Source organism: Tsukamurella paurometabola, from assembly GCF_900631615.1.
GTDB lineage: Bacteria > Actinomycetota > Actinomycetes > Mycobacteriales > Mycobacteriaceae > Tsukamurella > Tsukamurella paurometabola_A.
On record NZ_LR131273.1, the window covers coordinates 2684128 to 2709013 of the forward strand.

Consider the following 24886-nt stretch of genomic DNA (forward strand, 5'->3'; position numbering starts at 1 on the left):
TCAGGCGACGCGGGCGGTGGCCTTCTCGGTGGCGAACTTGTCCGTGAGTCCGGCCGGGTCCGGATGCGAGACGTGGATGACCGAGGCCGGGGCCGCGAACGGGGCGAGCAGGCCGTCGTACAGGTCGTCGACGGTGCGCCACTCGCGCGTGGAGAGCACCCGGTCGCCGGCGGCGTAGCCCGCCGACGCGGCCAGGGCCGTCGACCGGGCCAGCACGATCTCCGCCGTGTCACCGGCGAGCACCGGGACGTCCGCGCCCACGCCGCCCGGCGTGAAGGCATCGGGGTGCACGCGCACCTCGGTGGTGTAGTCGTCGATCCCCGGCGGCAGGTCGGGCACGGCCAGGCCGAAGGCGTCCAGGCCGACGGCGAGGATCTCGTCGCCCTCCGCCTCGCCGACGCGGTCGGGGGCGGCGAAGGTCACGTCACCGGACTCGCCGAAGCGGACCTCGCAGCCGGCCCACCACGCGCCGAACAGGATCCCCGCGGTCTGCCAGTGCGCGGGCAGGAGCACCCCGACGGGGTCGCCCGGCCCGAGGCCGTACTGGTCGCGCAGCAGGTTGCCGCACTTGGCGGCCCAGTTGCCCAGCGTGATCGCCGACAGGCCCATCCGGGCGCCGGAGGCATCGTCGTACCAGGTGAACCGGGGTGCGGCCCCGTCGGCCTGGACGATCGGCACGAGTAGCCGGTCGGTCACCGTCAGTCCACGCACGGCACGCCTCCGTCCTGCTGGGCGGTGAAGCCCGGGCGGTTGAGCAGCGAGCTGATGCGCGCCGCCTCGCTGGGATCGAGCGCCTCGGTCATCCCCGGCGGGATCGACGTGGTCGTCGCCGCGGAATCGGAGTCCGAGCCGGAGTCGCTCGACGAACCCGGGCCGCTGTAGCCGTCCTGGATCAGTACCTTCACGCGCCCGGACTGCACGGAACCGCTCGCCACCACGGGCAGGCCGCCGAGCAGCGCGGCCACCGCCTTGGCGCCCTGGTCGTTCGCCGAACTCGCCAGCACCGCGCTCTTGGCGCTCGACGCGGACTCGGACGACGACGCGTTGCCCGTGGAGCCCTGCGCGAACCCCTTGCCGCCGAGGAAGGTGGAGACGCTGCTCGCGAGGCCCGACGTGGTGCCGGCGTTCACCACGTCCACCGTGTACGAGGCGCGGTTCACCGACGGCACCGCCGCCGCGGAGGAGCTGGTCTTGGTGGCCTTCGGCTTCGCGCCCGGCTTCTCCCCGAGCAGGCCCGCGACGTACGCCTGCACCTGCTTCGGATCGACGACCACCACGGACTGCTGGCCGTCGTCGCTCCAGCCGTCATCGCGGACGACGGGCACCGTGGAGAACTGGACGTTGCCGGCGGAGAGGTTCGCGAGTTCCTTCGCGAAACCCATCACGTCCCACTGCTGGTCGAGTGTCACCGACGTCGACAGCGCGTCCTGCAGCTGGCTCAGCTTGCTGGGACTGGTCAGGGTGCCGGTCGACAGGATCTTGCTGGCCAGCGACGCCATGAAGACCTGCTGGCGGGTGACGCGGTCCAGGTCGCCGCGGGGCAGGCCGTGGCGCTGCCGCACGAAGCTCAGCGCCTGCGGGCCCTTGAGCGTCTGCTTGCCCGCCTTGAAGCGGGCGCCCGAGTACGGGTCGTTGACGGGCTTCTTCAGGCACACGTCGACGCCGCCGACGGCGTTGGTCAGGCGGGAGAAGCCGACGAGGCCGATCTCGGCGTACCGGTCGACCGACACGCCGGTGAGGTTCGCGACGGTCTCGATGAGCGCCTTGCGGCCCTCCTCGTTGCCCTTCTGCACCGCGGTCTTCTCGTCCACACCTTCGGAGACGGCCTTGTCGCGGGTGACGTTGGCCGCGCCGGCGAAGGCGGAGTTGATCTTCCCCTTGCCCTGATCGGGGATCGCGACGTAGGCGTCGCGGGGGATCGAGATCGCGGTCGCCGACTTCCCGTCGTTCGGGATGCGGATCAGGATGATGGTGTCGGTGTTCAGGGTGCCGTCGTCGACGCCCGCGTTGAGCCGCGCGAGCTCCTGCTTCGTGAGCGGGTTGCCCTTCGCGTCGGTGCGCGAGTCGGTGCCGACCAGCAGGATGTCGGTGGCACCGTCGGGCTTGGCGGCGATGCTGGGCCCGCGCACGATGTCGCCGGCGAAGCGGGACCACCAGAACCAGGCGACGCCGGTCACCACCAGCACGATGGCCGTGATGAGGGCGACGAGCGCCTTGCCGCTGCGCTGCAGCCGCTCCCGGGTGTCGACGGAGAGGTCCGCGGCGCGGGGGACCTGCCGGACGCGGGGGGACTGCGCCCCGTCCCCCTCGTTCTCCGCGCGCACACTCCGGCGCCGCGTCCCCGCGCGTGCGCCGTCGGCCTGCGTACCCGCGCGCTGGGCGGCCGCGCGTTCGGCGGCCGCGCGCTTGGCGTCGGCGCTCCGGGAATGGCGCGCGCCGCGTCGACTCGGGCTGTCGGACACCCACCACTCCTCGTCGTTCGGGACCGGGCCATCTGCTCCGGCCCGCTTGATCACATCTCCATAACGGTACCGACTGGCGCGCGGAAGCCTCCGCAGACGCGGCCGTGACGTACGGTTCGCGGTGTGGAACTGGTGCTCACCGGCGCGGCCGGACAACTGGGATCGGCGCTGGTCGCGACCGCCGCCGGGCGGGGAATCGCGGCCCGCGCGCTGGGCCGCGGCGAGCTGGATGTGACTTCGCCACAGTCCGTCGCCGGACTGCGCGTGGGCGCATCGACGGTGCTCATCAACTGCGCGGCGCACACCGCCGTCGACGCCGCCGAGTCCGAGCCCGGCGCGGCCGCGGAGCTCAACACCACCGCGCCGGGCCTGCTCGCGGCGCGGTGCGCGGCCACCGGCGCCCGCCTCGTGCACATCTCGACCGACTACGTCTTCGGGACGCCGGCGAGCCGGCCATCGACGGAGGCCGGCCCGCCGCGCCCCTGGGAGCCGGACGATCCCACGGGACCCGCGAGCGTGTACGGGCGCACCAAGCTGTCCGGCGAGGAGGCTGCCCGCGCGGCCGACCCGCGGACCGTCGTGGTGCGGACCGCGTGGGTGTACACGGGCCGCGGACCCGACGGTGCCTGGGCGCGGGACTTCGTGGGCACCATGGGCCGGCTCGCCGACGACGGCGTCGACCCGAAGGTCGTCGCCGACCAGACCGGCTCCCCGACCTACGCACCCGACCTGGCCGCGGGGCTGCTCGACCTCGCCGCGCTCCTCGGCCGGGAACCGGAGCGGCCCGGCGCCGTTCTGCACGCGGCGGGCGGCGGGTCCGCGACGTGGTTCGACGTGGCCCGCGGCGTCTTCGCGCGGGTCGGTGCGGACCCCGAGCGGGTCTCGCCGTGCACCACCGCCGATTTCCCCCGGCCGGCGCCGCGGCCCGCCTACTCGGTGCTCTCGCCGGCCGCGTGGGCCGCCTGGGGCCTCGCTCCGCTCCCGGACTGGCGCGACGCACTGGACCGGGCGCTGGGGCGGGCGGGGGCACCGTCGCACCCCACCGACCGGTAACCTGACCGCGTGCCCGGAACCGACACCTCGACCCCCGCGATCGCCGTGGTCACCGTCACCTATTCGCCGGGCGAGCACCTCGAGAACTTTCTGACCAGCATCGACGGCGCCTTCTCCGGTGCCGCGCCGCGGGTGCTCATGGCCGACAACGGCTCCGTCGACGGCGCCCCCGAGGCCGCCGCAGCGGCCCACCCCGAGGCCGAGCTCCTGCGCACCGGCGCGAACCTCGGCTACGGCGGCGCGATCAACTACGCCGTGGCGCGCCTCGACCTCGGTGCGCTCGACTACCTCCTCATCAGCAACCCGGACGTGGTCTTCGGGCCGGGGTCGATCGACGCACTGGTCGCGGCGGCGGCGCGGCACCCCCGTGCCGGGTCCCTGGGCCCCCTGATCCGCGACCCCGACGGCACCGTCTACCCCTCGGCGCGGAACGTGCCCAGCATGCGGTTCGGGATCGGGCACGCCCTGCTCGGCGCCGTGTGGAAGTCGAACCCGTGGACCCGCGCCTACCAGCAGTCGCAGGCCGAGGTGGCCGAGCGCGAGGCCGGCTGGCTCTCGGGCTCCTGCCTGCTCGTGCGGACCGAGGCCTTCGCCGCGATCGGGGGCTTCGACGACCGCTACTTCATGTACATGGAGGACGTCGACTTCGGTGACCGGCTCGCCCGCGCCGGCTGGAGCAACGTCTACGTCCCGACGGCGGAGATCGTGCACGCCAAGGGACACGCGGCGGGGAAGGTGCCGGAGCTCATGCTCCCCGCGCACCACGACTCCGCGTACCGGTTCTTCGCCGACCGGCATCCCGGTCCGGCGGCCGCGCCCCTGCGCGCGGCGATGAAGGTGGGGCTGGCCGCGCGTTCGCGGATCAGTGTTCTCGCGGCGACGCGGAGACGAAAAGGGGAATGATGACCTCGGTGGATCAGGACGCCGGTGTGGACCTCAGCGACGTGGAGGCGGTGATCCTGGTGGGCGGCAAGGGCACGCGCCTGCGGCCGCTCACCCTCTCGGCGCCCAAGCCGATGCTGCCCACGGCGGGCAAGCCGTTCCTCACCCACCTGCTCTCGCGCATCCGCGACGCGGGCATCCGCCGCGTGGTGCTCGGCACCTCGTTCAAGGCGGAGGTCTTCGAGGAGTACTTCGGCGACGGCTCCGAACTGGGCCTCGAGCTCTCCTACGTCGTGGAGACCGAGCCGCTGGGCACCGGCGGCGGCATCCGCAACGTGCTGCCCGCCCTCACGGCGGAGACGGTGCTCGTCTTCAACGGCGACGTCCTCGGCGGCTCGGACATCCGGGCCGTCGTGAACACGCACCGGGAGAAGGACGCCGACGTCACGATGCACCTCGTGCGCGTCCCCGACCCCCGCGCCTTCGGCTGCGTGCCGACCGACGCCTCCGGGCGGGTCACCGCCTTCCTGGAGAAGACGCAGGATCCGCCGACCGATCAGATCAACGCCGGCTGCTACGTGTTCAAGCGCTCGGTGATCGAGGAGATCCCCGCGGGCCGGCCGGTGTCCGTCGAGCGCGAGGTCTTCCCGGCCCTGCTCAACGGCGGCAGCCGCCTCTACGGCCACGTCGACTACGGCTACTGGCGCGACATGGGCACGCCGGAGGACTTCGTCGCCGGCAGCTCGGACCTCGTGCGCGGCATCGCGCCGTCGGCCGCCCTCGACGGCGGGCGCGGCGAGTGCCTCATCCACCCCGGCGCCTCGGTGGCGCCCGGCGCCCTGGTGATCGGCGGGTCCGTCGTGGGCCGCGGCGCGGAGATCGGGGCGGGCGCCCGGCTCGACGGTGCCGTCGTCTTCGACGGGGTGCGGATCGAGGCCGGCGCGATCGTCGAGCGGTCGATCATCGGCTTCGGCGCGCACATCGGGCCGCGGGCCCGCATCCGCGAGGCCGTCATCGGCGACGGTGCCTCCGTCGGCGCCCGGTGCGAGCTGCTGCACGGTGCGCGCGTGTGGCCCGGTGTCGAGCTGCCCGACGGCGGCGTGCGGTTCTCGACGGACGTGTAGCGATGGCCGACTTCCTGCGGTACGTGGCGATCGGGGATTCGTTCACCGAGGGCGTCGGCGACCCCGACCCGACGGGGACCCACGAGTACCGGGGGTGGTCCGACCGGGTCGCCGAGGTACTGGCGGCGCGGTCCCCGGAGTTCGGGTACGCGAACCTCGCGATCCGCGGCAAGAAGATGGACCAGATCGTCGCCGAGCAGCTGGATCCGTGCCTGGAACTGGCGCCCGACCTGGTCACCGTGTACGCGGGAGCCAACGACCTGATCCGCCCGTCCGTCGACGTGGACGCGGTGGTCGCGGCGTACGACGCCATGCTCGAGCGGTTGGCGGCGTCCGGCGCGACGGTGGTGGTGTGGACCGCCGCCGACACCCACGGCAGCGGCATCTTCGGAGCACTCCGCGGGCGGTTCGCCATCTACAACGAACTGGTCCGGGAGATCGCGGCCGACCGGGGTCTGCTGCTGCTCGACTACTGGCGGATGAAGGAGTACCGGGACCTGCGGATGTGGGAGTTCGACCGCATCCACATGTCCGAGCCCGGCCACCTGCGGATGGCGATCGCCGTGCTGGACCTGCTGGGCGTGCCGCACGCGCTGGAGGTCCCGGACCTGGGGCCCGAGCCGGTCATCACGCCCGCCGAGGACCGCGAGATCAAGCGCCGCTGGCGCCGCGAGTTCGCCTACCCGTGGATCGGCCGCCGCGTGCGCGGCATCTCCACCGGCGACGGCCTGCCGCCGAAGTACCCGACGCTCATGCGCCCCGTCGCGGTGGGGTGACCCGGGCTACTGCTCCTCGGGGACGAAGGCCTTCGCCGCGGCGACGAGTCCGCCGCCCAGCGGCAGGATCACGGGGAGCAGGTTCTCGTCCGCGGCGATGATGCGGGTGGCCTCGCGGGCGGCGAAGGCCTCGTCGTCGTACGCCTCGGGATCGGGGATGCGGTAGCCCGCGTCACCGAGGTTCACCACGACCACCCCGCCCGGCCGCAGCAGGCGCACCGCGTCGATGACATAGCGCGGGTGATCGACGGGCTCGCCGTCGAGGAAGATGAGGTCGTAGGCGGCGTCGGCGAGGCGCGGCAGCACGTCGAGGGCGTGGCCGTTGATGAGCCGCGTGCGGTTCGCGGCGACGCCGGCCTGCTGGAAGCCGATCTTCGCGGCCGCCTGGAACTCCTGCTCGGAGTCGATGGTGGTGAGCACGGAATCGGGGCGCATACCCGAGAGCAGCCACAGGCCGCTGATGCCCGCGCCGGTGCCCACCTCGACGACCGACTTCGCGCCGCCCGCGGCCGCGAGCACCGACAGCAGCGCCCCCACGGACGGCGAGACCGCGTCGACCCCCAGGTCGGCGGCGCGCTCGCGGGCCGACGACATCGCCTCGTCCTCGACGATGGCGTTCTCGGCGTAGGTGACGAGGGCGGATGCGGCGGAGTCAGACACGCCGCAATGGTAGCCCGTCGCCCACCGGTCACCCTCCCGTGACGCGATCGTTAGCAATCGCGATGCATGCACAGGTAACACTCAGGGAGGAATCAGCGCTCCCACACCGCGGCAGGGAAAGGTATCGGACAGTGAAGAACGCCCGCCGTGGAATTGCCGATCGTGGGAACAAAACGGTCGCACGGGGAGTTCTGCAGTAGTAAGAGCGCCCCGCCGCCCGGCGGTGGCACGAGGAGGAGCGCATGGCCCTGGCCCGCAAGGCCGGACCCCGGCAGGAGCCGCAGCCCCAGGCTGCGTACGCGACGTTCGACGACGAGCGCGTGGCCGAACCCGCAGGCACCGCCGCGTTCGACGCGTCGGGTGACCGCGCCGACATGCCCACGTGGGACGAGCTCGTCCGCGAGCACGCGGACCGCGTGTACCGCCTCGCCTACCGCCTGTCCGGCAACGCGCAGGACGCCGAGGACCTCACGCAGGAGACGTTCATCCGCGTCTTCCGCAGCCTGCAGAACTACGAGCCCGGCACCTTCGAGGGCTGGCTGCACCGCATCACGACGAACCTGTTCCTCGACATGGTGCGCCGGCGCAACCGCATCCGCATGGAGGCGCTGCCGGAGGACTACGAGCGCGTACCGTCGAGCGACCCGGACCCCGGCCAGATCTACGCGGACGCCAACCTCGGCCCGCAGCTGCAGAACGCGCTGGACGCGCTGGCGCCGGAGTTCCGCGCCGCCGTCGTCCTCGCCGACATCGAGGGCCTCTCCTACGAGGAGGTCGCCGCGACGCTGGGCGTGAAGCTGGGCACCGTCCGCTCGCGCATCCACCGCGGTCGTAAGTCCATCCGCGAGGCACTGGCGAATCAGGGCCTGACCAGCAGCGCCGCGCTCGCCTACTGAGCGCGGGCCCGGCACCGTCGGGGAACTCCAGGGCGACGTCGGTCGTTGAACCGTGGAGTGCAGGTACTGTGGCGGTAGATCCGCGGTACGCCCATCGGACCGAGTAGAGGAGGGAAGCGGCGTGGAGCACCTCAGTGGCAGTTTCAAGCGCGCCTTCTCGCGTCGGCCGGGCGAGTTCTCGTCCACCGAGCACCTCGCGTACGAGGCGGTCGTCGCGTTCGTGGACGGCGAGCTGCGGATGAACGCCCACCTGCGCGCCGGCACGCACATCTCCCAGTGCGCCGTCTGCGCGGCCGAGGTCGACGCCCAGCGTCAGGTCCGCACCGCGCTGCGCGAGTCCGGCGAGATCACCGTGCCGCACCACCTGCTCGGCCAGCTGGCGCAGATCCCCACCGAGTGCCACAGCGGCCGGCCGCCGTTCGACGGCTTCCCGACCTTCTCGCCGGAGTCCTCGCGACGCGACGAACGCAACAAGCGCGGCCGGCGGCGGAACGCTCGGTAGATTCGAATCCGTGACCTCCGATCCCGACGTCCGGCGACCGCGCCTGGAGCCCCGCCCCACGTACCGCCCCTCGGTCTCCGAGGGGGAGCAGGTCGTCTTCGGCAGGCCGGACGGGGTCGACGGTGCCTTCGCGCCCGAGGCCGTGCGCAGCGCCACCGACCGCGGCCCGCAGCCGCAGGCGGCCGCGCCCGACCCGGTGCTCACCGAGGCCTTCTCCCGCCCGCCCGGCGCCACCGAGGCGCTGCAGCGCGACCCGTACGCCGGCCCGCTCGATCCCGAACCGGAGCCCGAGCCCGAGGACCCGTGGCGCGACACCGAATCGATCGCCGCGATCGGCGAACCCGGAGTCTCCGCGCCCCCGAAGGCGGTCCCACAGCCCGATCCCGAACGGCTGGGCGTTCGCGACGTCCTGTTCGGGCGCCGCGTCTCCGTACGCGCGCTCGTCGTGCTGGGCGTGCTCGCGCTGCTCATCGGCCTGCTCGGCGGCGCCATCGGCCGGATCACCGGGACCACGATCGAGAAGCTCACGGACTCGCGGGCATCGCTCCCCGCGGCCGAGGGGAAGCCCGCGGACGCCGGAGCCGTCGCCGCGATGGTCGGCAGGGTCAGCGCGAGTGTCGTGACCATCGAGGTGCGCACCAAGACCTCGGGCGGCACCGGTTCCGGCTCCGTCATCGACGCCGAGCGCGGCTACATCATGACCAACAACCACGTCGTCGAGGAGGCGTCCACGAACAAGGACGCGACGATCGAGGTCGTCTTCTTCAACGGCACCCGCACGCCGGCGCGCCTCGTCGGGACCGACCCGTACACCGACGTCGCCGTGGTCAAGGTCTCCGTCGACGGGCTCCAGCAGATCGCGCGCGGCGACTCGGGCCAGCTCGTCGCCGGACAGCAGGTCGTGGCCATCGGCTCCCCGCTCGGGCTGCGGCGCACCGTCACCTCCGGTGTGGTCTCCGCGACGCACCGCCCGGTGCAGGGCCCCGCGAGCGGCCCCAACCCGCCCGCGGCCTTCGATTCGGTGCAGACCGACGCGGCGATCAACCCCGGCAACTCGGGCGGCCCGCTCCTCGACCTGCAGGGCCGGCAGATCGGGATCAACACGCTGGGGCTCGCTCCCGGCGGCGGCTCGATCGGCCTCAACTTCGCCATCGCCTCGAACATCGCGTGGCCGATCGCCGAGTCGATCATCCGCGGCGAGAAGGTGATCCACGCCGACCTCGGCATCAACGGCCGCGAGGTCAGCAACGAGACCGCGTCGGGCGTGCGGGTCGAGAACGTGAAGAAGGGCAGCGCCGCCGAGAAGGCCGGCATCCGCGAGGGCGACGTCATCACCAAGGTCGGCGACACCGAGGTCGCCGAGGCGGCCGACGTCATCGTCGCGATCCGGGCCGTCGGCGTGGGCAAGGAGACGACGGTCACCGTCGCGCGCGACGGCCGGCAGGTGCCGATCAAGGTGACGCCGGAGGCGATGAACTGAGCCGCTGAGCGCGGTCCCGGGTGCGGCGCCGCGGGGTGCACGCGGTGCTGAGCTTCCCGTAGCATGGTGGGGTGTTCTCGAATCTCGGCATGGGGGAGATCCTCATGCTGGTCGTCGTGGGTCTGGTGATCCTGGGGCCGGAGCGGCTCCCGGGCGCGGTCAACTGGTTCTTCACGGCGCTGCGGCAGGTGCGCGACTACGCCACCGGTGCCACCCAGCAGCTCAAGGACGACATGGGCGGCGACTTCGACGCGATCCGCGAGCCGCTGCAGCAGATCCAGAACCTGCGCGGCATGACGCCGACCGCCATCGTCACCAAGCACCTGCTGAACGGCGACGACACCGTGATCCGCGAGATGTCCGACCAGGTGCGCTCCACCGCCGATGCGCTGAACCTGCGCAAGGCGGTCGACGCGGCCGCCCCGATGGACGCCGCCACCCCGGTCGCGTCGCTGGAGAAGGCGGCTGAACCCGCCGGGCCGACCCCCACGATGCCGCGGATGCACAAGCCGCTGGCCCCCGAGGAGCGCGCCCCGTTCGATCCGGACGCCACGTAGCCCGTCGCAACCGCGCAGACGGCGCGAGTCCCGTGGCCCGCGAGCGCTGCCGGTAGCCGCGCCAGCGCTGCCGAAATCCTTGAGCGATGCCGCGTACCGGCAGCGTTGACGAACCTCGGCAGCGTTTCTCCACGTCGATCGCGTCAGGAGCACCGGGACGAGTACCGAGGTGGAAGGCGGCTGTGGATAACGCAGCTGTGGATAACACCGAACCTGTGGAAAACCGCTCCACGGAACGCTGACCAGCGGGCACGGCGGTGTTGACTCACCCCATGGGGGAGATCTGGACACGCCGGCAGCTCACGGCGATGGGATGGAGCGACACGCAGATCGTGCGAGCCACCGAGTCGACGATCGAGCGCCTCGCGCACGGCGTCTACGGCGAGCGCGACGACGACGCACCGCGCTGGGTGAAGGACCGCGACAGGGTGCGAGCAGCAGCACTGACCTGCGACGCTGTCGTCAGCCACGAGAGCGCCGCGGTGCTGCACGGCATCCCCTTCCTCCGACCGGAACGGAAGTACGTCCACTTCACGATCGACCGCACGAGCGGCGGGTACCGCCGGCGCACGCTCCACGTGCACGCGCGGCCCCTGCCCGCGCAGCACGTGGTGATCCTCGACGGCGTGCGCGTGACCTCGCGGTGCCGCACAGCCGTGGATGCGGCCATGTCCGGCGGGCTCGAGCGCGCCGTGATCGCCTTCGACGCCGTTCGCCGGGTGCCGCGGTTCGCTCAGCCCGACGATCCCGCCCCTCTGCCTCTGGCGCTACTGGAGGAGTGCATCGCGGTGCTGGGCCGCTGCCGGGGCGCGGCGCTCGCTCGCCGGGCACTCGCGCTCTCCGTCGAGTGCAGCGAGTCGGCCGGTGAGTCGCTGTCGCGGATGCAGATGCTCGCCGCAGGCCTGCCGATGCCGAGGCTCCAGGTGCCGCGCGTTCTCGGCGACGAGCTCTTCTACGCCGACTTCGACTGGGGCACGATGACGGGCGAGTTCGACGGTCGCGGCAAGTACGGCGACGAGCCGGCCGACGTCGATGCGGCGATGGCGGAGGAGAAGCGGCGTCACGAGCTGTTCGCGGATGCGGGGATCGACGTGATCCGCTGGCGTTGGCGGGTGCTCAACGCGAACGACGGTCTGCGGCGGCTGCTCCTGCCCGCGATGGTGCGCAACGGCATCGTCCGGTCGGTCGCGTGATCGTGGGTGGTGCGAACCCCATCCGCTGCCGCTGTTCGCCGGCGCGCTGCCGGTGTCGCCGAACGCTGCCGCGCCACGGCAGCGCTCATGACTTCCGGCAGCGGAACATCGTCACCCGCCGCCAGCTTCCGTCGCATGCGGCCCGGGCGGGCGGCGGACCGTCGGGCTAGAGGTGGCGGGTGGTGTCGATGCCGAGCGACATGCCGGCCAGGCCGCGCTTGCGGACGGCGAGCTTGTCGGCGATGGCGCGCAGGGCGGCGCCGGTGGGGGAATCCGGCGCGGAGAGCACCACCGGGGTGCCGGCGTCGCCGGCCTCGCGCAGCTGCGGGTCCAGGGGGATCTGGCCGAGCAGCGGGACGTCGGCGCCCACCGCGCGGCTCAGGCGCGCCGCGACCTGCTCGCCGCCGCCGGAGCCGAAGACGTCCATCACCGTGCCGTCGGGCAGCGTCAGGCCGGACATGTTCTCGATCACGCCGGCCACGCGCTGGCGGGTCTGCAGGGCGATGGCACCGGCCCGCTCGGCGACCTCGGCGGCCGCGGTCTGCGGGGTCGTGACCACCAGGATCTCGGCGCCGGGGATGAGCTGCGCGATGGAGATCGCGACGTCGCCGGTGCCGGGCGGCAGGTCGAGGAGCAGCACGTCGAGGTCGCCCCAGAAGACGTCGGCGAGGAACTGCTGCAGGGCGCGGTGCAGCATCGGGCCGCGCCACACGACGGGGGTGTTGCCCGTGGTGAACATCGCCACCGAGATCACCTTCACGCCGTGCGCCTGCGGCGGCATGATCATCGAGTCGACCTGCGTGGGCCGCGCGTCGGTGCCCATCATGCGCGGCACGGAGTGGCCGTAGATGTCGGCGTCGAGCACGCCCACGGACAGCCCGCGCGCCGCGAGCGAGGCCGCGAGGTTCACCGTCACGGAGCTCTTGCCCACGCCGCCCTTGCCCGACGCGACCGCGTACACGCGGGTCAGCGACCCCGGCTGGGCGAACGGGATGACCGGCTCGGCCTTGTCGCCGCGGACCTTCTTCCGCAGCTCCGCGCGCTGCTCGTCGTTCATCACGTCCAGCTCGACGCGCACGGCGCCGGTGCCGGGCACGTCCGCGACGGCCGTCTGCACGCGGTCCACGATCTGGGTGCGCATGGGGCACGCGGAGGTGGTGAGGTACACCTCGACGTCGACCGACGAATCGGCCTGCACCGCGACCGACTTCACCATCCCCAGATCGGTGATCGGCTTGCCGATCTCGGGGTCGTTCACGGTGGCCAGGGCCGACCGGATCGCGTCTTCCGTAACCGCACTCATAACGCCCACCATCGTATCCGCAGGCCCGGACGCGGGAAATCCGCCTACCGCGGGGGACGGGGCACCGTCGGCGACGACGACGGGACCGGCCCGCCCGACGGTGCCACCCGCGCCGACGGCGCCGGTGCGACACGTGCCGGCGGTGCCGCGGGGCGCGGTGCGGACGGCGGTGCCGGCCGGGTGCTCGACGGTCCGCTCGGCGGGATCGCCAGCGCCCCGCCGGGGCCGGGCGCACCCGCGGGCGCGGGCCCGGGCGGCACGGGACGGGCGGAACCCGACGGTGCGCCGGGCGTGCTCGGCCCGCTGGGCGGCGGCATCGGGCAGTCGGTGACGGTGGTGGGCAGGGGTTTGCCGTCGGGGCCGCGCGCCGCGGACGACGGTGCGGCCGCGGACGGATTCCCCGCCGGTTTCGCCGAGGTCGTGGCCGGTGCGGGCGTCGCGGACGGGGCCGCTGACGGCGGCACCGCCGCCGGCGACACCGCCGCGGACGGCGCACCCGCGGACGGCCGCACCGAGCCCGGCGCGCCCGGCGGGCCGGCCGGGCGGGACGACGCACCGTCGGGAACCCCGCAGCCCACCACGACGACGCGGCCGGGCGGCAGCGGCTTGGGCAGCTGGGTCGGCGGCGCGACGGGCGCGGTCATGTCGGGGATGCCGCCGACGGGGATCGCCCGGTCGCGGTAGGCCTTCGACCAGGCCACGACGTTGTCGACGTACGCGTTCGACTGGTTGTAGGCGAAGACCGCGACACGCTGCGCGGACTCGGCCTGCAATCCCGATGCGCTGGAGCAGAGGTAGCGCGCGGCGCCGTACGCGGCGTCGCGGACGTTGTTGACGTCGGCGTTGCCGTCGCCCGAGTTGTCGCCGCCGAACAGCGCCCAGGTGGTGGTGAGGAACTGCATCGGGCCGAGCGCGCGGGCGAAGCCCGTGCCCTCGCGGATCACCGCGTTCCCGGCCAGCGAGCCGTCGAGGACGGGCCCCTGGATCGGGGTGAGGGTGCTGCCCGCGGCGTCGACGTTGCCGCCGTCGGCGTGACCGGACTCGATCCGGCCGATCGCGGCGACGAGGTTCCACTCGATCCCGCAGCCGGGCGCCTCGAGGGCCATCCGGTCGGCGGCGGCGCGATAGGCGGCGTACGCGGCGCCGGGGATGCCGAGCGGGCCCGGCGCGACCTTCACCGCCTCGGGCCGCGGCGGGATCGGTACGTGCCGTGAGACGGGCGCGGCGGCGCCGTCCGACGGTGCGGGCGGGCGCAGGTCCGCCAGCCCGATCGCGGCCTGGGCGACCAGCTCGGGTCCGGGGGAGCGGTGGCCGGACGGCGCCCCCGGCGCGGCGGTGTCGGCGCCGGCGACGCCGAGCAGCAGCGCAGCGGCGCCCGCTGCGGCGGTGGCCCCGAGGATGCGCACGGAAAGTCCCTCCCGGTTACTGACGAGTCAGTTTCGTGGCGCACGTTACTGCGCCACAGCATCGGTGCGGGTGGGACTTCAGTGAATAACAGGGCTGTTCTTCAGGAAAGCGCTGCGATCGCGTCGGCCAGCAGCTCGGGGGTGTCGCCGGTGCCGTGCACGCGCCACGGGGAGACCCACTCCGCGGCCGCCAGCCCGGCGTACACGGCACCGGTGCGCGCCTGCAGGTCACCGTCGCGCTCGTAGGCGTCGCGCTCGCGCGCCGCGTCCGCCGCCTCCCGCGAGCGCGCGCGCTCCGCGGCGAGTGCCGTGGGCACGTCGAGGTACACCTGCAGGTCGGGCACGGGCAGCCCGAATCGGCCGAACTCGAGGTCGCGCACCCAGGCGGCCACGGCACCGTCGGCGTCCTCGCCCAGGCGGGCGGCGCTGTACGCGGCGGAGGAGGCGGCGTACCGGTCGAGCAGCACCACGTCGTGCGCGGCGAGCGCCGCCCGGATGTCCGGGACCGCCGCCTGCCGGTCGAAGGCGAACAGCAGGCCCATGCCGTACACGGAATCGGCGACGTCGCCGTTGCCGCCGCGCAGCGCCTCGGCCGCGAGATCGGCGAACTGCGTGCCGTAGCGCGGGAAGGCGAGCACCGCCACCGTCCGGCCCGCCGCCTCCAGTCGTGCGGTCACCGCCCGGGTGAGCGTGTTCTTGCCGGCCCCGTCGAGGCCCTCGATCGCGACGAGTCGTCCCATGGGGAGGATCGTAAGGTGTCGTAAGAGCCCGAACGCCGACAGCAGTGACAATATGGACAGCATGAAACCCCGGATCCTGGTGATCGACGACGATCCCGCGCTGGCGGAGATGCTCACCATCGTCCTGCGCAACGAGGGCTTCGACTCGACGGTCGTGGGCGACGGCACGCAGGCGCTGAGCGCGGCCCGCGAGTTCCGCCCCGACCTGGTGCTGCTCGACCTCATGCTCCCCGGTATGAACGGCATCGACGTGTGCCGCGTGCTGCGCGCCGATTCGTCGGTGCCGATCGTGATGCTCACGGCGAAGGCGGACACCGTCGACGTGGTGCTCGGCCTGGAGTCGGGCGCCGACGACTACGTCATCAAGCCCTTCAAGCCGAAGGAGCTCGTCGCGCGGGTGCGGGCCCGGCTGCGCCGCACGGACGAGGAGCCGAGCGAGCTGCTGTCGATCGGCAACGTCATCATCGACGTGCCGGCGCACAAGGTGACCCGCGACGGCGAGGTCATCCAGCTGACCCCCACCGAGTTCGACCTGCTGGTGACGATGGCCCGGAAGCCGCGGCAGGTGTTCACCCGCGACGTGCTGCTCGAGCAGGTGTGGGGATACCGGCACCCGGCGGACACGCGGCTGGTGAACGTCCACATCCAGCGGCTGCGCGCCAAGATCGAGAAGGATCCGGAGAACCCGGAGATCGTGCTCACCCTGCGCGGCGTCGGCTACAAGGCGGGGCCGGCGTGAGCGGGCCGACCGGCTCGTGATCGACCGGGCCGGGGCGGCCCGGCTGGCGGACTGGGCGCGCGAGGCGGTGCGGGCGGTCCGGTCGGATCCGGCGGTGGTGCTGCGCGACGGTGCGCGGTACGCCGGCATGGGCCTGTCGTACGCGGGCCGCGTGTGGCGCCGCTCCCTGCAGCTGCGGGTGGTCACGCAGACCCTCGTGCTCAGCCTGACGGTGCTGCTCCTGTTGGGCTTCGTGCTCACCTCGCAGATCGCGAACCAGCTGATCGAGGCCAAGTTGACCGCGGGCAAGGAGGAGACCGCCCGGGTGAAGCAGAGCGTGGAGCTCGCGCTGAGCCGCGCGGAGACCCGCACCGAGGGCGTCGAGTCCGTGCTGCGCAACGTCCGCGGCAGCCTGGTGAGCCAGGGGCTGGACGTGGGGCCCTCGGCGGCGCGGTCGGGCAACTACGACCCGGTGCTGATCGTGCCGCACGGCGCGGGCCGCCCGCCCATCGTGATCGGCAGCGAGAGCGAGGTCCCGCAGTCCCTGCAGACCTTCGTCCGCAGCGGCCAGACCGCCTCCCAGCACGCCACGGTCACCGACAGCACCGGCCGGTACGGCAAGGTGCTGGTGATCGGGACGCCCGTGCAGTCCACGATCGCGGGCCTGGAGCTGTACCTGGTGTTCCCCCTCACTCAGGAGGAGAACACCCTCAACCTGATGCAGGGCACGCTGTACACCGGCGGCGCGGTGCTGCTCATCCTGCTGGCGGCGGTGAGCCTGCTCGTCGCGCGCCAGGTGGTGCTGCCCGTCCGCTCGGCGGCACGGATCGCGGTGCGCTTCGCGGAGGGCCGACTCAAGGAGCGGATGCCGGTGCGCGGCGAGGACGACATCGCGCGCCTCGCGATGAGTTTCAACGACATGGCGGAGTCGCTGTCCAAGCAGATCGGCCAGCTGGAGGAGTTCGGCAATCTCCAGCGCCAGTTCACCTCCGACGTCTCGCACGAGCTGCGCACGCCGCTCACCACGGTGCGAATGGCGGCCGACATGATCGCCGACTCGGCCGACGAACTCGATCCCGGGCTGCGCCGCACCACCGAGCTGATGCAGAAGGAGCTCGACCGCTTCGAGACCCTGCTCGGCGAGCTGCTGGAGATCTCCCGGCACGACGCCGGCGTGGCCGAGCTGCACGCCGAGCAGATCGATATCGAGGTGCCGATCGCCTCCGCGATGGCCACCGTCCGGCACCTCGCGGAGCAGTCCGACACCGAGCTCATCCTCGACATGCCCGACGACCCGGTGATCGTCGAGGCGGACACCCGGCGCGTCGAGCGGGTGCTGCGCAACCTGCTCGCCAACGCCATCGACCACAGCGAGGGCAAGCCCGTGATCCTGACCATGCGCGCCGACGACGAGGCCGTGGCGATCACCGTCCGGGACTACGGGGTCGGCCTGCGCCCGGGCGAGGAGAAGCTGGTGTTCAACCGGTTCTGGCGGTCGGACCCGTCGCGGGTCCGGCGCTCCGGCGGCACGGGCCTGGGCCTCGCGATCAGTATCGAGGACGCCCGCCTGCACAGCGGCCGGCTCGAGGCCTGGGGCGAACCCGGCAGCGGCTCCTGCTTCCGGCTCACCCTGCCCCGCACCCGCGGGGGCAGGGTCACCGTCAGCCCCCTGCCCCTGAAGTCGATGACGCGGCGCGGCGCGGAGGGAGGTACCGACGATGCCTAGGACGATCCGGACGCCCGCCGCGAAGGCACTGGTGGTCCTGCTCGCCGCGCTGGTCGCGCTCACCGGCTGCGCCAACATCCCCGAGTACACCAGCCCGCGCGTGATCGGCGACCTGGGCGGGGAGACCGCGTCGCCCGACAAGGGGCTGGAGCCGCGCCGCGACACGCAGCCGGAGGTCATCGTGCGCGACTTCCTCAAGGCGAACGCGGTCGCCGACGGCAACTACGCGGCGTCCCGCAAGTTCCTCACGCCCAACGCGAACTGGCAGGTGCCGCAGCAGGCCGTCGTGGTCAAGGACATCGACGTCCTGCCCGGCGAGCGCACCACGAACTTCATGAAGGCGACGATCCGCGCGCAGGCGACGGGCTTCCTCGGCGCCGACGGCACGTTCGAGCCGGCCGCGCAGTCGATCACCCAGAACGTCCAGCTCGTGCAGGTGGACGGACAGTGGCGCGTGCAGGGGCTCAGCTCGGTCGGCGACACCCCGATGCTCGTGATCGACTCCGAGCAGTTCCGCCTGGTGTACCGCCGGTACCTGCTGTACTTCCCGGACCCGACGGGCCGCACGCTGGTGCCGGACGCCCGGTGGCTGGCGGGGCCGCGCTCCAAGCTCGCCTCCGACCTGCTGATGCTGCTCATCCGCGGCCCGCGCACGAGCCTCAAGGAGGCGGTCTTCAATCCCTTCGGCGCCAACGCGGGGATCCGCGGCGCCGTGACGGACGCCCAGGGCGACCAGCGCGATCCGGGCGTCGGCTTCGCGGGCGTGCGGGTGGACCTGACGGGCCTGCCCCGCGTCGAGCCCGACGTGGCGCGGCTCGTCGCCGGCCAGATCGTGTGGAGCCTGGCCGGCGCCGACGTGCAGGGGCCGTACGTGATCACCGTCGACGGCTCGCCGCTCGACGACAAGCACCAGTCGGGCTGGAACCCCAACGACGTGGCCTCGATCAGCCCCAACGCGTCGTCGGACCTGGCCGTCGGCCTGCACGGCGTGCTCGACGGGAGGTTCGTCAAGATCACCGGCGGGCAGGGCGCCGGCGCGCAGGGGACCGGGCAGGTCACCCCCGTTGCGGGCCCGCTCGGCTCGTCGACGTCGATCCGGTCCGTGGGGCTCTCCGCGTCGGGCCGGCAGGTGGCCGCGGTGCTCGACGCGGGTGGTAGGGGCGGACCCGGCACCGCGCTGGCCCTCGCCCCGTACGGCGGCGTGCCCGTGCAGGTGCTCACGGCCGGGTCGATGACCCGACCGTCGTGGACGCCCGACGACGCCGGGGTGTGGACGGTGCTCGACGGGACGCGGGTGGTCCGGGTCCGGCAGGACCAGACGACGGGCGAGGTGTCGACCGCGGACGTGGACGCGAGCGAGGTGGCGGCGGCCGCCCCCGGCCCGATCACCGAGCTCCGGCTCTCGCGCGACGGCGTGCGGGTGGCGCTCGTCGTGGGCGGGCGGGTGCTCGTGGGGGTAGTGCAGACGGCACCGAACGGGCAGGCCAAGCTCGCGCACCTGATGTCGGTGGCGACCGACCGGGAGCCGGTCGCCTCGTCGGTCGACTGGCAGACCGGCGACACGATCTTCATCGGCCGCAACACCTCCGACTCGCCGGTCCTGTCCGTGCGGTACGACTCCGGGGAGACCGCCGTCCTGCCGAGCCGCAACCTCTCGCCGCCGGTCTACAACGTCGCGGTCTCGACGTCCGCGGTCTACGCCACGGATTCGTCGGGCGTGTGGGAGATCGGCATCGGTCCGGACAGCGACGAGCAATACTGGAGCCAGGTGGATCGCCTGGCGGGGGGCCGGGCGAACCCGGTGCTGCCGGGGTAGGAGCGCACCTGGAGCGGGGGTGCCGTGCGCGTCGTGCGGAGCCTCGTCGGGGCCGTGGCCGGCGGGGTCGACGATCTCGTCGAACTCGCGGTGCCCCGCACCTGCGGCGGCTGCGGCTTCCCTCGGGTGCGCTGGTGCGCCCGCTGCGAGGCCGCCCTGCACGACATCCCCGCGCTGATCCGCACGACCGTCGATCCCGGGGTGCCCGTCTGGACGCTGGGCCGGTACGACGGTGCGCGTCGCCGCGCGGTCCTGCAGCTCAAGGAGCGCGGTCGGGGCGATCTCGCCGTGCCCCTCGGCCGGGCGGTCGCGCATGCACTGCTCCGCCTGGACCGCTGGGGCGAGCTGGGCGACGCCCTCGTCCTGGTGCCCGCGCCCACCACCGCGTGGGCCGCGCGCCGCCGCGGCGGCGATGTGGTGACGGCGGTGTGTCGTGCCGCGGCCCGGACCGCCGAGCCCGTGTGCGCGCCGGCCGTCGCGCCGGTGCTCCGCACGGTGGGCGCCGCGGAATCGGTGGGGCTGAGCGCCTCGGCCCGCGCCGCCAACGTGCGGGGGACCGTCCGCGTGCGCGCGCTGCCGCCCGCCGGCACCGTCGTGCTGGTGGACGACGTGGTGACCACCGGCGCCACTCTCGCGGAGTCCGTCGCCGCCCTGGCCCGACGGGGCGTGACGGTTCGCGCCGCGCTCACCCTGGCCGCGGCATGAGCGGGGGAGTCAGCGCGGTGTGGGCGCGATGTCGACGGCGGTGATGCAGTCGACGGTGAGGTAGAAGTCGACGACGCCGCCGGCGACGGTCGCGCGGTGGGCGCTGGCCCGGTCGAGTGTGTGCACGTCGTCGGCGCGAGCGGGAGTGACGGCGAACCGCGAGCGCAGCACGTCCTCGATGTTCACGGCGCAGACCCGGCTCTGCGGCGCGATGTCGAACCTGGTGTGCAGCCATGCCGCCGATGCCGGGGCCTCGGCGACGGCGACCCGGTCGAGGCGGAGGCCGTCGACCCACGTCTTGTCGTCCGGCGTGGCGTACTCGCCCTCCTTCGCCGGCGCGACGGGCGGAATCGATCGTCCGGCGAGCGCGGCCGTCGTCGTCCGGGTGAGCGGCATCCGCCCGATGGCCCGGTCGACGAAGCGCCAGAAGGCCTCGTCCGTGCTCTCGCCACCGACGACGTAGAGGTAGCTGACGGGCGTCGATCCGGGCGGGCGCAGCCCCATCGCGTCGAGGAGCCGGTCCTCGAGGTCCGCGTACTCCATCGTGTCCGGCCTCGGCTCGGCCGCGCCCGCGTCGGCGACGACGAGGCCGGCGCGCACGTCGTCCAACGGGGAACCCCCGGGACCGGCGAAGGTCGCGGCCACGACGGTGCGGGGTGCCGCCTCGGCGACGGCGATCGGGGCGAGCGCGCCTCCGGGGGCGAGCCGGTACACGTCCGGGCCGCGGAAACGGGATTCGTTGTCCGGCAGGGCGATCGTCGTGCGGCGCAGGACAGCCTCGGCGTCCGCGACGGTGCGGCCCACGAGTTGGGACGCCGCGAGCGGACTGCTCACGGTGCTCGGGGCCGCGCTCTCCGGGGCGTTGTCGCCGGTTCCGGTGACCGCGCAGGACGTGAGTACGACCGCGAGCCCGGTGATCGCGAGCGCGGCGCGAAGGCGTGGCATGACGTCCTCCGGATTCGAGGTAGTTGCGGGTGTAGAAGATAGCATGCGCGACAGCGAAGAACAGGCGGCGCGTGGCCCGCTGGGAGGTCGAACGCGGTCCCCGGTGGTGTGGGGATGCGGGTCTGCTGACTGCGGCGTGACGTCACGGTGAACTCATAGCGACCAAATCCTGGCGGGAACCCGGAAGCGGGGCTATCTTCGGGGGTACCTTTCCCGGTTCGAGAAAGAGGAGGTGATGGCACACCTTCCCTGGCGACGGGCAGTCCGCCCGCCGTTCGAATCTGAGCCTGCCCCACGCGCGCTGACCGAGTGACGGACTGGTGATCCGTACGAGCGCAAGGGATCCGGGCCCGCATGAAAGGTTCCACATGACCCTTCTGTCCCCGCGCGACACGAATCGTGCCCATGCCACCCCCAACGTCGAGGTCGACCCCTTCCGCGAACCCGGCCACGTGGCCGACGAGCGCGACAAGGAGTACCTCACCCCCAACGCCCCCGTGGCCATCGACGGCCGCAACGTGGAGGTGCCCGAGCACTTCCGCGTCTACCTGGGCGACAAGCTGGCGCGCCTCGAGAAGTTCCGCTCCACCATCACCCTGTTCGAGGTCAGCCTCTTCCACGAACCCAATCCGCGGCAGTCCAAGCAGTGCCAGCGCCTGGAGCTGACGGTCCGCGGCAAGGGCGGCGTCGCCCGCGCCGAGGCGGCGGCGGAGAACTTCTACGCCGCCTTCGAGACGGCGCTCTCCCGCCTGCAGAGTCGTCTGCGCAAGGCGTCGGACCGGAAGAAGGTGCACTACGGCAACCGCCGGCCGGTGTCGGTGGCGGAGGCGACGGCACCGTCGGCCCTGCCCGACGCGCCGCCCGCGACGGAGACGGACGACGACCCGTATGCCGCGCTCGTCGAGGACCACCTGCCCGGCCAGATCGTCCGTATCAAGGACCATCCGGGCACGCCGATGACGGTCGACGACGCACTGTCGCAGATGGAACTGGTCGGCCACGACTTCTTCCTGTTCTTCGACAAGGAGACGGAGAAGCCGTCCGTGGTCTATCGCCGGAAGGCTTTCGACTACGGCCTCCTCCGCCTGACCTGACGTTTCGCCTACCATGGATCCCGGTCGCCGCACAGGCGGCCGGGATTCTTAGCTGTATTCACGGGATTGAGGTTGCTCAGTGGTTCTCTCCAAGGTGCTGCGGTTCGGCGAAGGCCGGATGGTCAAGCGGCTCGACGGCCTGGCCTCCTACGTGGAGAGCCTGAACGACGAGTACGAGGCGCTCTCGGACGAGAAGCTGCAGGCCAAGACCGAGATCTTCAAGAAGCGGCTGGAGAAGGGCGAGTCGCTCGACGAGATCCTCCCGGAGGCCTTCGCCACCGCCCGCGAGGCCGCGTGGCGCGTGTTGGGGCAGAAGCCGTACCACGTGCAGATCATGGGTGCGGGCGCCCTGCACCAGGGTGACATCGCCGAGATGAAGACCGGTGAGGGCAAGACCCTGACCTCGGTCATGGCGGCGTACGCCAACGCGCTCACCGGCAAGGGCGTGCACCTGGTCACGACCAACGACTACCTCGCCAAGCGCGACGCGGACTGGATGGGCCGCGTGCACCGCTTCCTCGGCCTCGAGGTGGACTGCATCCTGGCCGGCCAGGACCCGGACCGTCGCCGGCAGGCGTACAACGCCGACATCACCTACGGCACGAACAACGAGTTCGGCTTCGACTACCTGCGCGACAACATGGCGCACAGCGAGGACGAGCTCGTGCAGCGCGGCCACAACTACGCGATCGTCGACGAGGTCGACTCGATCCTCATCGACGAGGCCCGCACGCCGCTCATCATCTCCGGCCCCGCCGACGCCTCGTCGAAGTGGTACACGGAGTTCGCGCGCATCGTCCCGCTCATGGAGAAGGACGTCCACTACGAGGTGGACATGCGTAAGAAGACGATCGGCGTGAACGAGGCCGGCGTCGAGCTGGTCGAGGACCAGCTGGGCATCGAGAACCTCTACGACGCGCAGAACTCGCTGCTGGTCAGCTACCTGAACAACGCGATCAAGGCCAAGGAGCTCTACGAGCGCGACAAGGACTACATCGTCCGCTCGGGCGAGGTCCTCATCGTCGACGAGTTCACCGGCCGCGTGCTCGCGGGCCGCCGCTTCAACGAGGGCATGCACCAGGCCCTCGAGGCGAAGGAGAACGTCGAGATCCAGGCCGAGAACCAGACCCTCGCCACGATCACGCTGCAGAACTACTTCCGCCTCTACGACAAGCTCTCCGGCATGACCGGTACGGCCGAGACCGAGGCCGCCGAGCTGCACCAGATCTACAAGCTGGGCGTCATCCCGATCCCGACGAACAAGCCGATGATCCGCAAGGACCAGACGGACCTCATCTACAAGACGGAGGAGGCGAAGTTCGCCGCCATCGTCGAGGACATCGCGGAGCGCCACGAGGCCGGCCAGCCCGTGCTCATCGGTACCACCTCGGTCGAGCGGTCCGAGTACCTCTCGCGCCAGCTCGAGCGCAAGAAGATCCCGCACACGGTGCTCAACGCCAAGTTCCACGAGCAGGAGGCGGCGATCATCGCCAAGGCCGGCACGCCCGGCGCGGTCACCGTCGCCACCAACATGGCCGGCCGCGGCACCGACGTCGTGCTCGGCGGCAACCCCGACATCCTCGCGGACCTCGCGCTCCGCGAGCGCGGCCTCGACCCGGTGACCACGCCGGAGGAGTACGAGGCGGCCTGGGACGAGACCATCGAGCAGGTCAAGGCCGATTCGAAGAAGGCCGGCGACGAGGTGCGCGAGGCCGGCGGCCTGTACGTCCTCGGTACCGAGCGGCACGAGTCGCGGCGCATCGACAACCAGCTCCGCGGCCGCTCGGGCCGCCAGGGCGACCCGGGCGAGTCCCGCTTCTACCTCTCGCTCGGCGACGAGCTGATGCGGCGCTTCAACGGCGCGCAGATCGAGGCGTGGATGAACCGCGTCAACCTGCCCGACGACGTGCCGATCGACAACAAGTTCGTCTCCCGCGCCATCCGCAGCGCGCAGACCCAGGTCGAGCAGCAGAACTTCGAGATCCGCAAGAACGTCCTCAAGTACGACGACGTGCAGAACGAGCAGCGCAAGGTCATCTACGACGAGCGCCGCAAGATCCTCCGTGGCGAGGACCTCTTCGACCAGGTCAACCACATGACCGACGACGTCGTCTCCGCGTACGTGGACGCCGCCACCGCCACCGGCTACGTCGAGGACTGGGATCTCGAGGAGCTGTGGACCGCCCTCAAGACGCTGTACCCGATCCAGCTGGACTGGAAGCAGGTCGTCGGCGAGGACGAGAACGGCGACCGTGACGAGATCACGCGCGAGGAGCTCAAGGAGATCCTGCTCAAGGACATCCACCAGGCGTACGACGAGCACCAGGAGAACATCGAGAAGGCCGCCGGCGAGGGCACCATGCGCCAGGTGGAACGGTCGGTGCTGCTGTCGGTCCTGGACCAGAAGTGGCGCGAGCACCTCTACGAGATGGACTACCTCAAGGAGGGCATCGGCCTGCGCCAGATCGCGCAGCGCGATCCGGTGGTCGAGTACCAGCGCGAGGGCTACGACATGTTCAACGGCATGCTCGAGGGCCTCAAGGAGGAGTCGGTCTCGACCCTGTTCAAGGTGCAGGTGCAGGAGCCCGAGGAGGGCGCCGCGGCCCCCGAGGGCGCTGCCGCGCCCGCGCAGGCCCAGGTCAACAGCCCCGTCGCCGAACCGGATCCGGAGAAGATCACGCTCTCCGGGCCGTCGGAGTCGGGCGACCTCACCGAGATCTCGCAGAACGCCGACGAGCCCCAGGGCACCCGGTCCGAGCGTCGCGCCGCGAAGCGCGAGGCCGACCGGGCCGCGCAGAAGGCCGCCTCCGCACGGGGCAAGCACCGCCGCTAGGCGACCCCGGCGCGG

The 24886-nt window shown here is 72.4% G+C and carries 22 protein-coding genes; 15 read left to right on the forward strand and 7 right to left on the reverse strand.

Annotation, left to right across the window (positions count from 1 at the left end; genetic code table 11):
• Entirely contained in the window at positions 1-711 is a 711-nt protein-coding gene (locus ELY19_RS13425; RefSeq protein ID WP_126196647.1) for a TIGR03089 family protein, read from the reverse strand.
• Complete coding sequence (locus tag ELY19_RS13430) at positions 699-2462, reverse strand: LCP family protein (RefSeq protein WP_126196648.1); 1764 nt, start codon at positions 2460-2462, stop codon at positions 699-701. The genes ELY19_RS13425 and ELY19_RS13430 overlap by 13 nt, the downstream gene beginning before the upstream one ends.
• 123 nt (positions 2463-2585) lie before the next feature.
• Between ELY19_RS13430 and rfbD the strand changes: the two genes are divergently transcribed.
• From rfbD to ELY19_RS13450, 4 genes are read left to right on the forward strand one after another with little or no spacing between them, the layout of a single operon-like run.
• Positions 2586-3515 (forward strand): dTDP-4-dehydrorhamnose reductase, encoded by a 930-nt coding sequence (rfbD, locus tag ELY19_RS13435; protein ID WP_227966822.1) that lies wholly within the window; start codon positions 2586-2588, stop codon positions 3513-3515.
• 9 nt (positions 3516-3524) lie between these two features.
• Entirely contained in the window at positions 3525-4418 is an 894-nt protein-coding gene (locus ELY19_RS13440; RefSeq protein ID WP_126196649.1) for a glycosyltransferase family 2 protein, read from the forward strand.
• Positions 4419-4426: 8 nt separating this feature from the next.
• Complete coding sequence (gene manB / locus ELY19_RS13445) at positions 4427-5521, forward strand: mannose-1-phosphate guanylyltransferase ManB (RefSeq protein WP_374101512.1); 1095 nt, start codon at positions 4427-4429, stop codon at positions 5519-5521.
• Between the two features lie 2 nt (positions 5522-5523).
• Positions 5524-6297, forward strand: coding sequence for an SGNH/GDSL hydrolase family protein (locus ELY19_RS13450; RefSeq protein ID WP_126196651.1), 774 nt, complete (start codon positions 5524-5526; stop codon positions 6295-6297).
• Between the two features lie 6 nt (positions 6298-6303).
• Here ELY19_RS13450 and ELY19_RS13455 read toward each other — a convergent pair whose 3' ends face one another.
• Positions 6304-6957 (reverse strand): O-methyltransferase, encoded by a 654-nt coding sequence (locus tag ELY19_RS13455; RefSeq protein WP_126196652.1) that lies wholly within the window; start codon positions 6955-6957, stop codon positions 6304-6306.
• Between the two features lie 242 nt (positions 6958-7199).
• Between ELY19_RS13455 and sigE the strand changes: the two genes are divergently transcribed.
• The 5 genes from sigE (at position 7200) to ELY19_RS13480 (ending at position 11585) form a co-directional block, all read left to right on the forward strand.
• Positions 7200-7853 (forward strand): RNA polymerase sigma factor SigE, encoded by a 654-nt coding sequence (gene sigE / locus ELY19_RS13460; RefSeq protein WP_126196653.1) that lies wholly within the window; start codon positions 7200-7202, stop codon positions 7851-7853.
• Between the two features lie 121 nt (positions 7854-7974).
• On the forward strand, positions 7975-8355 hold the full coding sequence (locus tag ELY19_RS23830; protein WP_227966823.1) for an RNA polymerase subunit sigma-70: 381 nt from the start codon (positions 7975-7977) through the stop codon (positions 8353-8355).
• A 10-nt stretch (positions 8356-8365) separates the two neighbouring features.
• Complete coding sequence (locus ELY19_RS13470; RefSeq protein ID WP_126196654.1) at positions 8366-9835, forward strand: S1C family serine protease; 1470 nt, start codon at positions 8366-8368, stop codon at positions 9833-9835.
• 71 nt (positions 9836-9906) lie between these two features.
• Entirely contained in the window at positions 9907-10392 is a 486-nt protein-coding gene (gene tatB / locus ELY19_RS13475; protein WP_126196655.1) for a Sec-independent protein translocase protein TatB, read from the forward strand.
• Positions 10393-10664: 272 nt separating this feature from the next.
• Complete coding sequence (locus ELY19_RS13480) at positions 10665-11585, forward strand: type IV toxin-antitoxin system AbiEi family antitoxin domain-containing protein (protein WP_126196656.1); 921 nt, start codon at positions 10665-10667, stop codon at positions 11583-11585.
• Positions 11586-11751: 166 nt separating this feature from the next.
• Here the strand turns inward: ELY19_RS13480 and ELY19_RS13485 are convergent, their stop codons facing one another.
• The 3 genes from ELY19_RS13485 to ELY19_RS13495 form a co-directional block, all read right to left on the reverse strand.
• Positions 11752-12888, reverse strand: coding sequence for an Mrp/NBP35 family ATP-binding protein (locus ELY19_RS13485; RefSeq protein WP_126196657.1), 1137 nt, complete (start codon positions 12886-12888; stop codon positions 11752-11754).
• 44 nt (positions 12889-12932) lie between these two features.
• The gene (locus ELY19_RS13490; RefSeq protein ID WP_126196658.1) at positions 12933-14294 is read right to left on the reverse strand and encodes a lytic transglycosylase domain-containing protein; all 1362 of its coding nucleotides are present in this window, start codon (positions 14292-14294) and stop codon (positions 12933-12935) included.
• Positions 14295-14395: 101 nt separating this feature from the next.
• Positions 14396-15034, reverse strand: coding sequence for a dTMP kinase (locus ELY19_RS13495; protein WP_126196659.1), 639 nt, complete (start codon positions 15032-15034; stop codon positions 14396-14398).
• Between the two features lie 52 nt (positions 15035-15086).
• Here ELY19_RS13495 and mtrA point away from each other — a divergent pair, with 52 nt between their 5' ends.
• From mtrA to ELY19_RS13515, 4 genes are all read left to right on the forward strand, one after another.
• A complete protein-coding gene (gene mtrA / locus ELY19_RS13500) occupies positions 15087-15773 on the forward strand; it encodes an MtrAB system response regulator MtrA (RefSeq protein ID WP_126196660.1) in 687 nt (228 codons plus the stop codon).
• A gap of 94 nt (positions 15774-15867) precedes the next feature.
• Positions 15868-17478: an MtrAB system histidine kinase MtrB gene (gene mtrB / locus ELY19_RS13505; protein WP_227967337.1), complete on the forward strand. Its 1611-nt coding sequence runs from the start codon at positions 15868-15870 to the stop codon at positions 17476-17478.
• Positions 17471-19294: an MtrAB system accessory lipoprotein LpqB gene (gene lpqB, locus ELY19_RS13510; protein WP_126196661.1), complete on the forward strand. Its 1824-nt coding sequence runs from the start codon at positions 17471-17473 to the stop codon at positions 19292-19294. Before mtrB ends, lpqB begins: the two co-directional genes overlap by 8 nt.
• Before the next feature lie 24 nt (positions 19295-19318).
• Entirely contained in the window at positions 19319-19999 is a 681-nt protein-coding gene (locus ELY19_RS13515) for a ComF family protein (protein WP_227966824.1), read from the forward strand.
• 9 nt (positions 20000-20008) lie between these two features.
• Here ELY19_RS13515 and ELY19_RS13520 read toward each other — a convergent pair whose 3' ends face one another.
• A complete protein-coding gene (locus ELY19_RS13520; protein WP_126196662.1) occupies positions 20009-20944 on the reverse strand; it encodes a hypothetical protein in 936 nt (311 codons plus the stop codon).
• 368 nt (positions 20945-21312) lie between these two features.
• Between ELY19_RS13520 and hpf the strand changes: the two genes are divergently transcribed.
• Positions 21313-22038, forward strand: a complete 726-nt coding sequence (gene hpf / locus ELY19_RS13525; RefSeq protein WP_126196663.1) for a ribosome hibernation-promoting factor, HPF/YfiA family — start codon at positions 21313-21315, stop codon at positions 22036-22038.
• 118 nt (positions 22039-22156) lie between these two features.
• Positions 22157-24871: a preprotein translocase subunit SecA gene (gene secA / locus ELY19_RS13530; RefSeq protein ID WP_232015630.1), complete on the forward strand. Its 2715-nt coding sequence runs from the start codon at positions 22157-22159 to the stop codon at positions 24869-24871.
• Positions 24872-24886 lie beyond the last annotated feature (15 nt).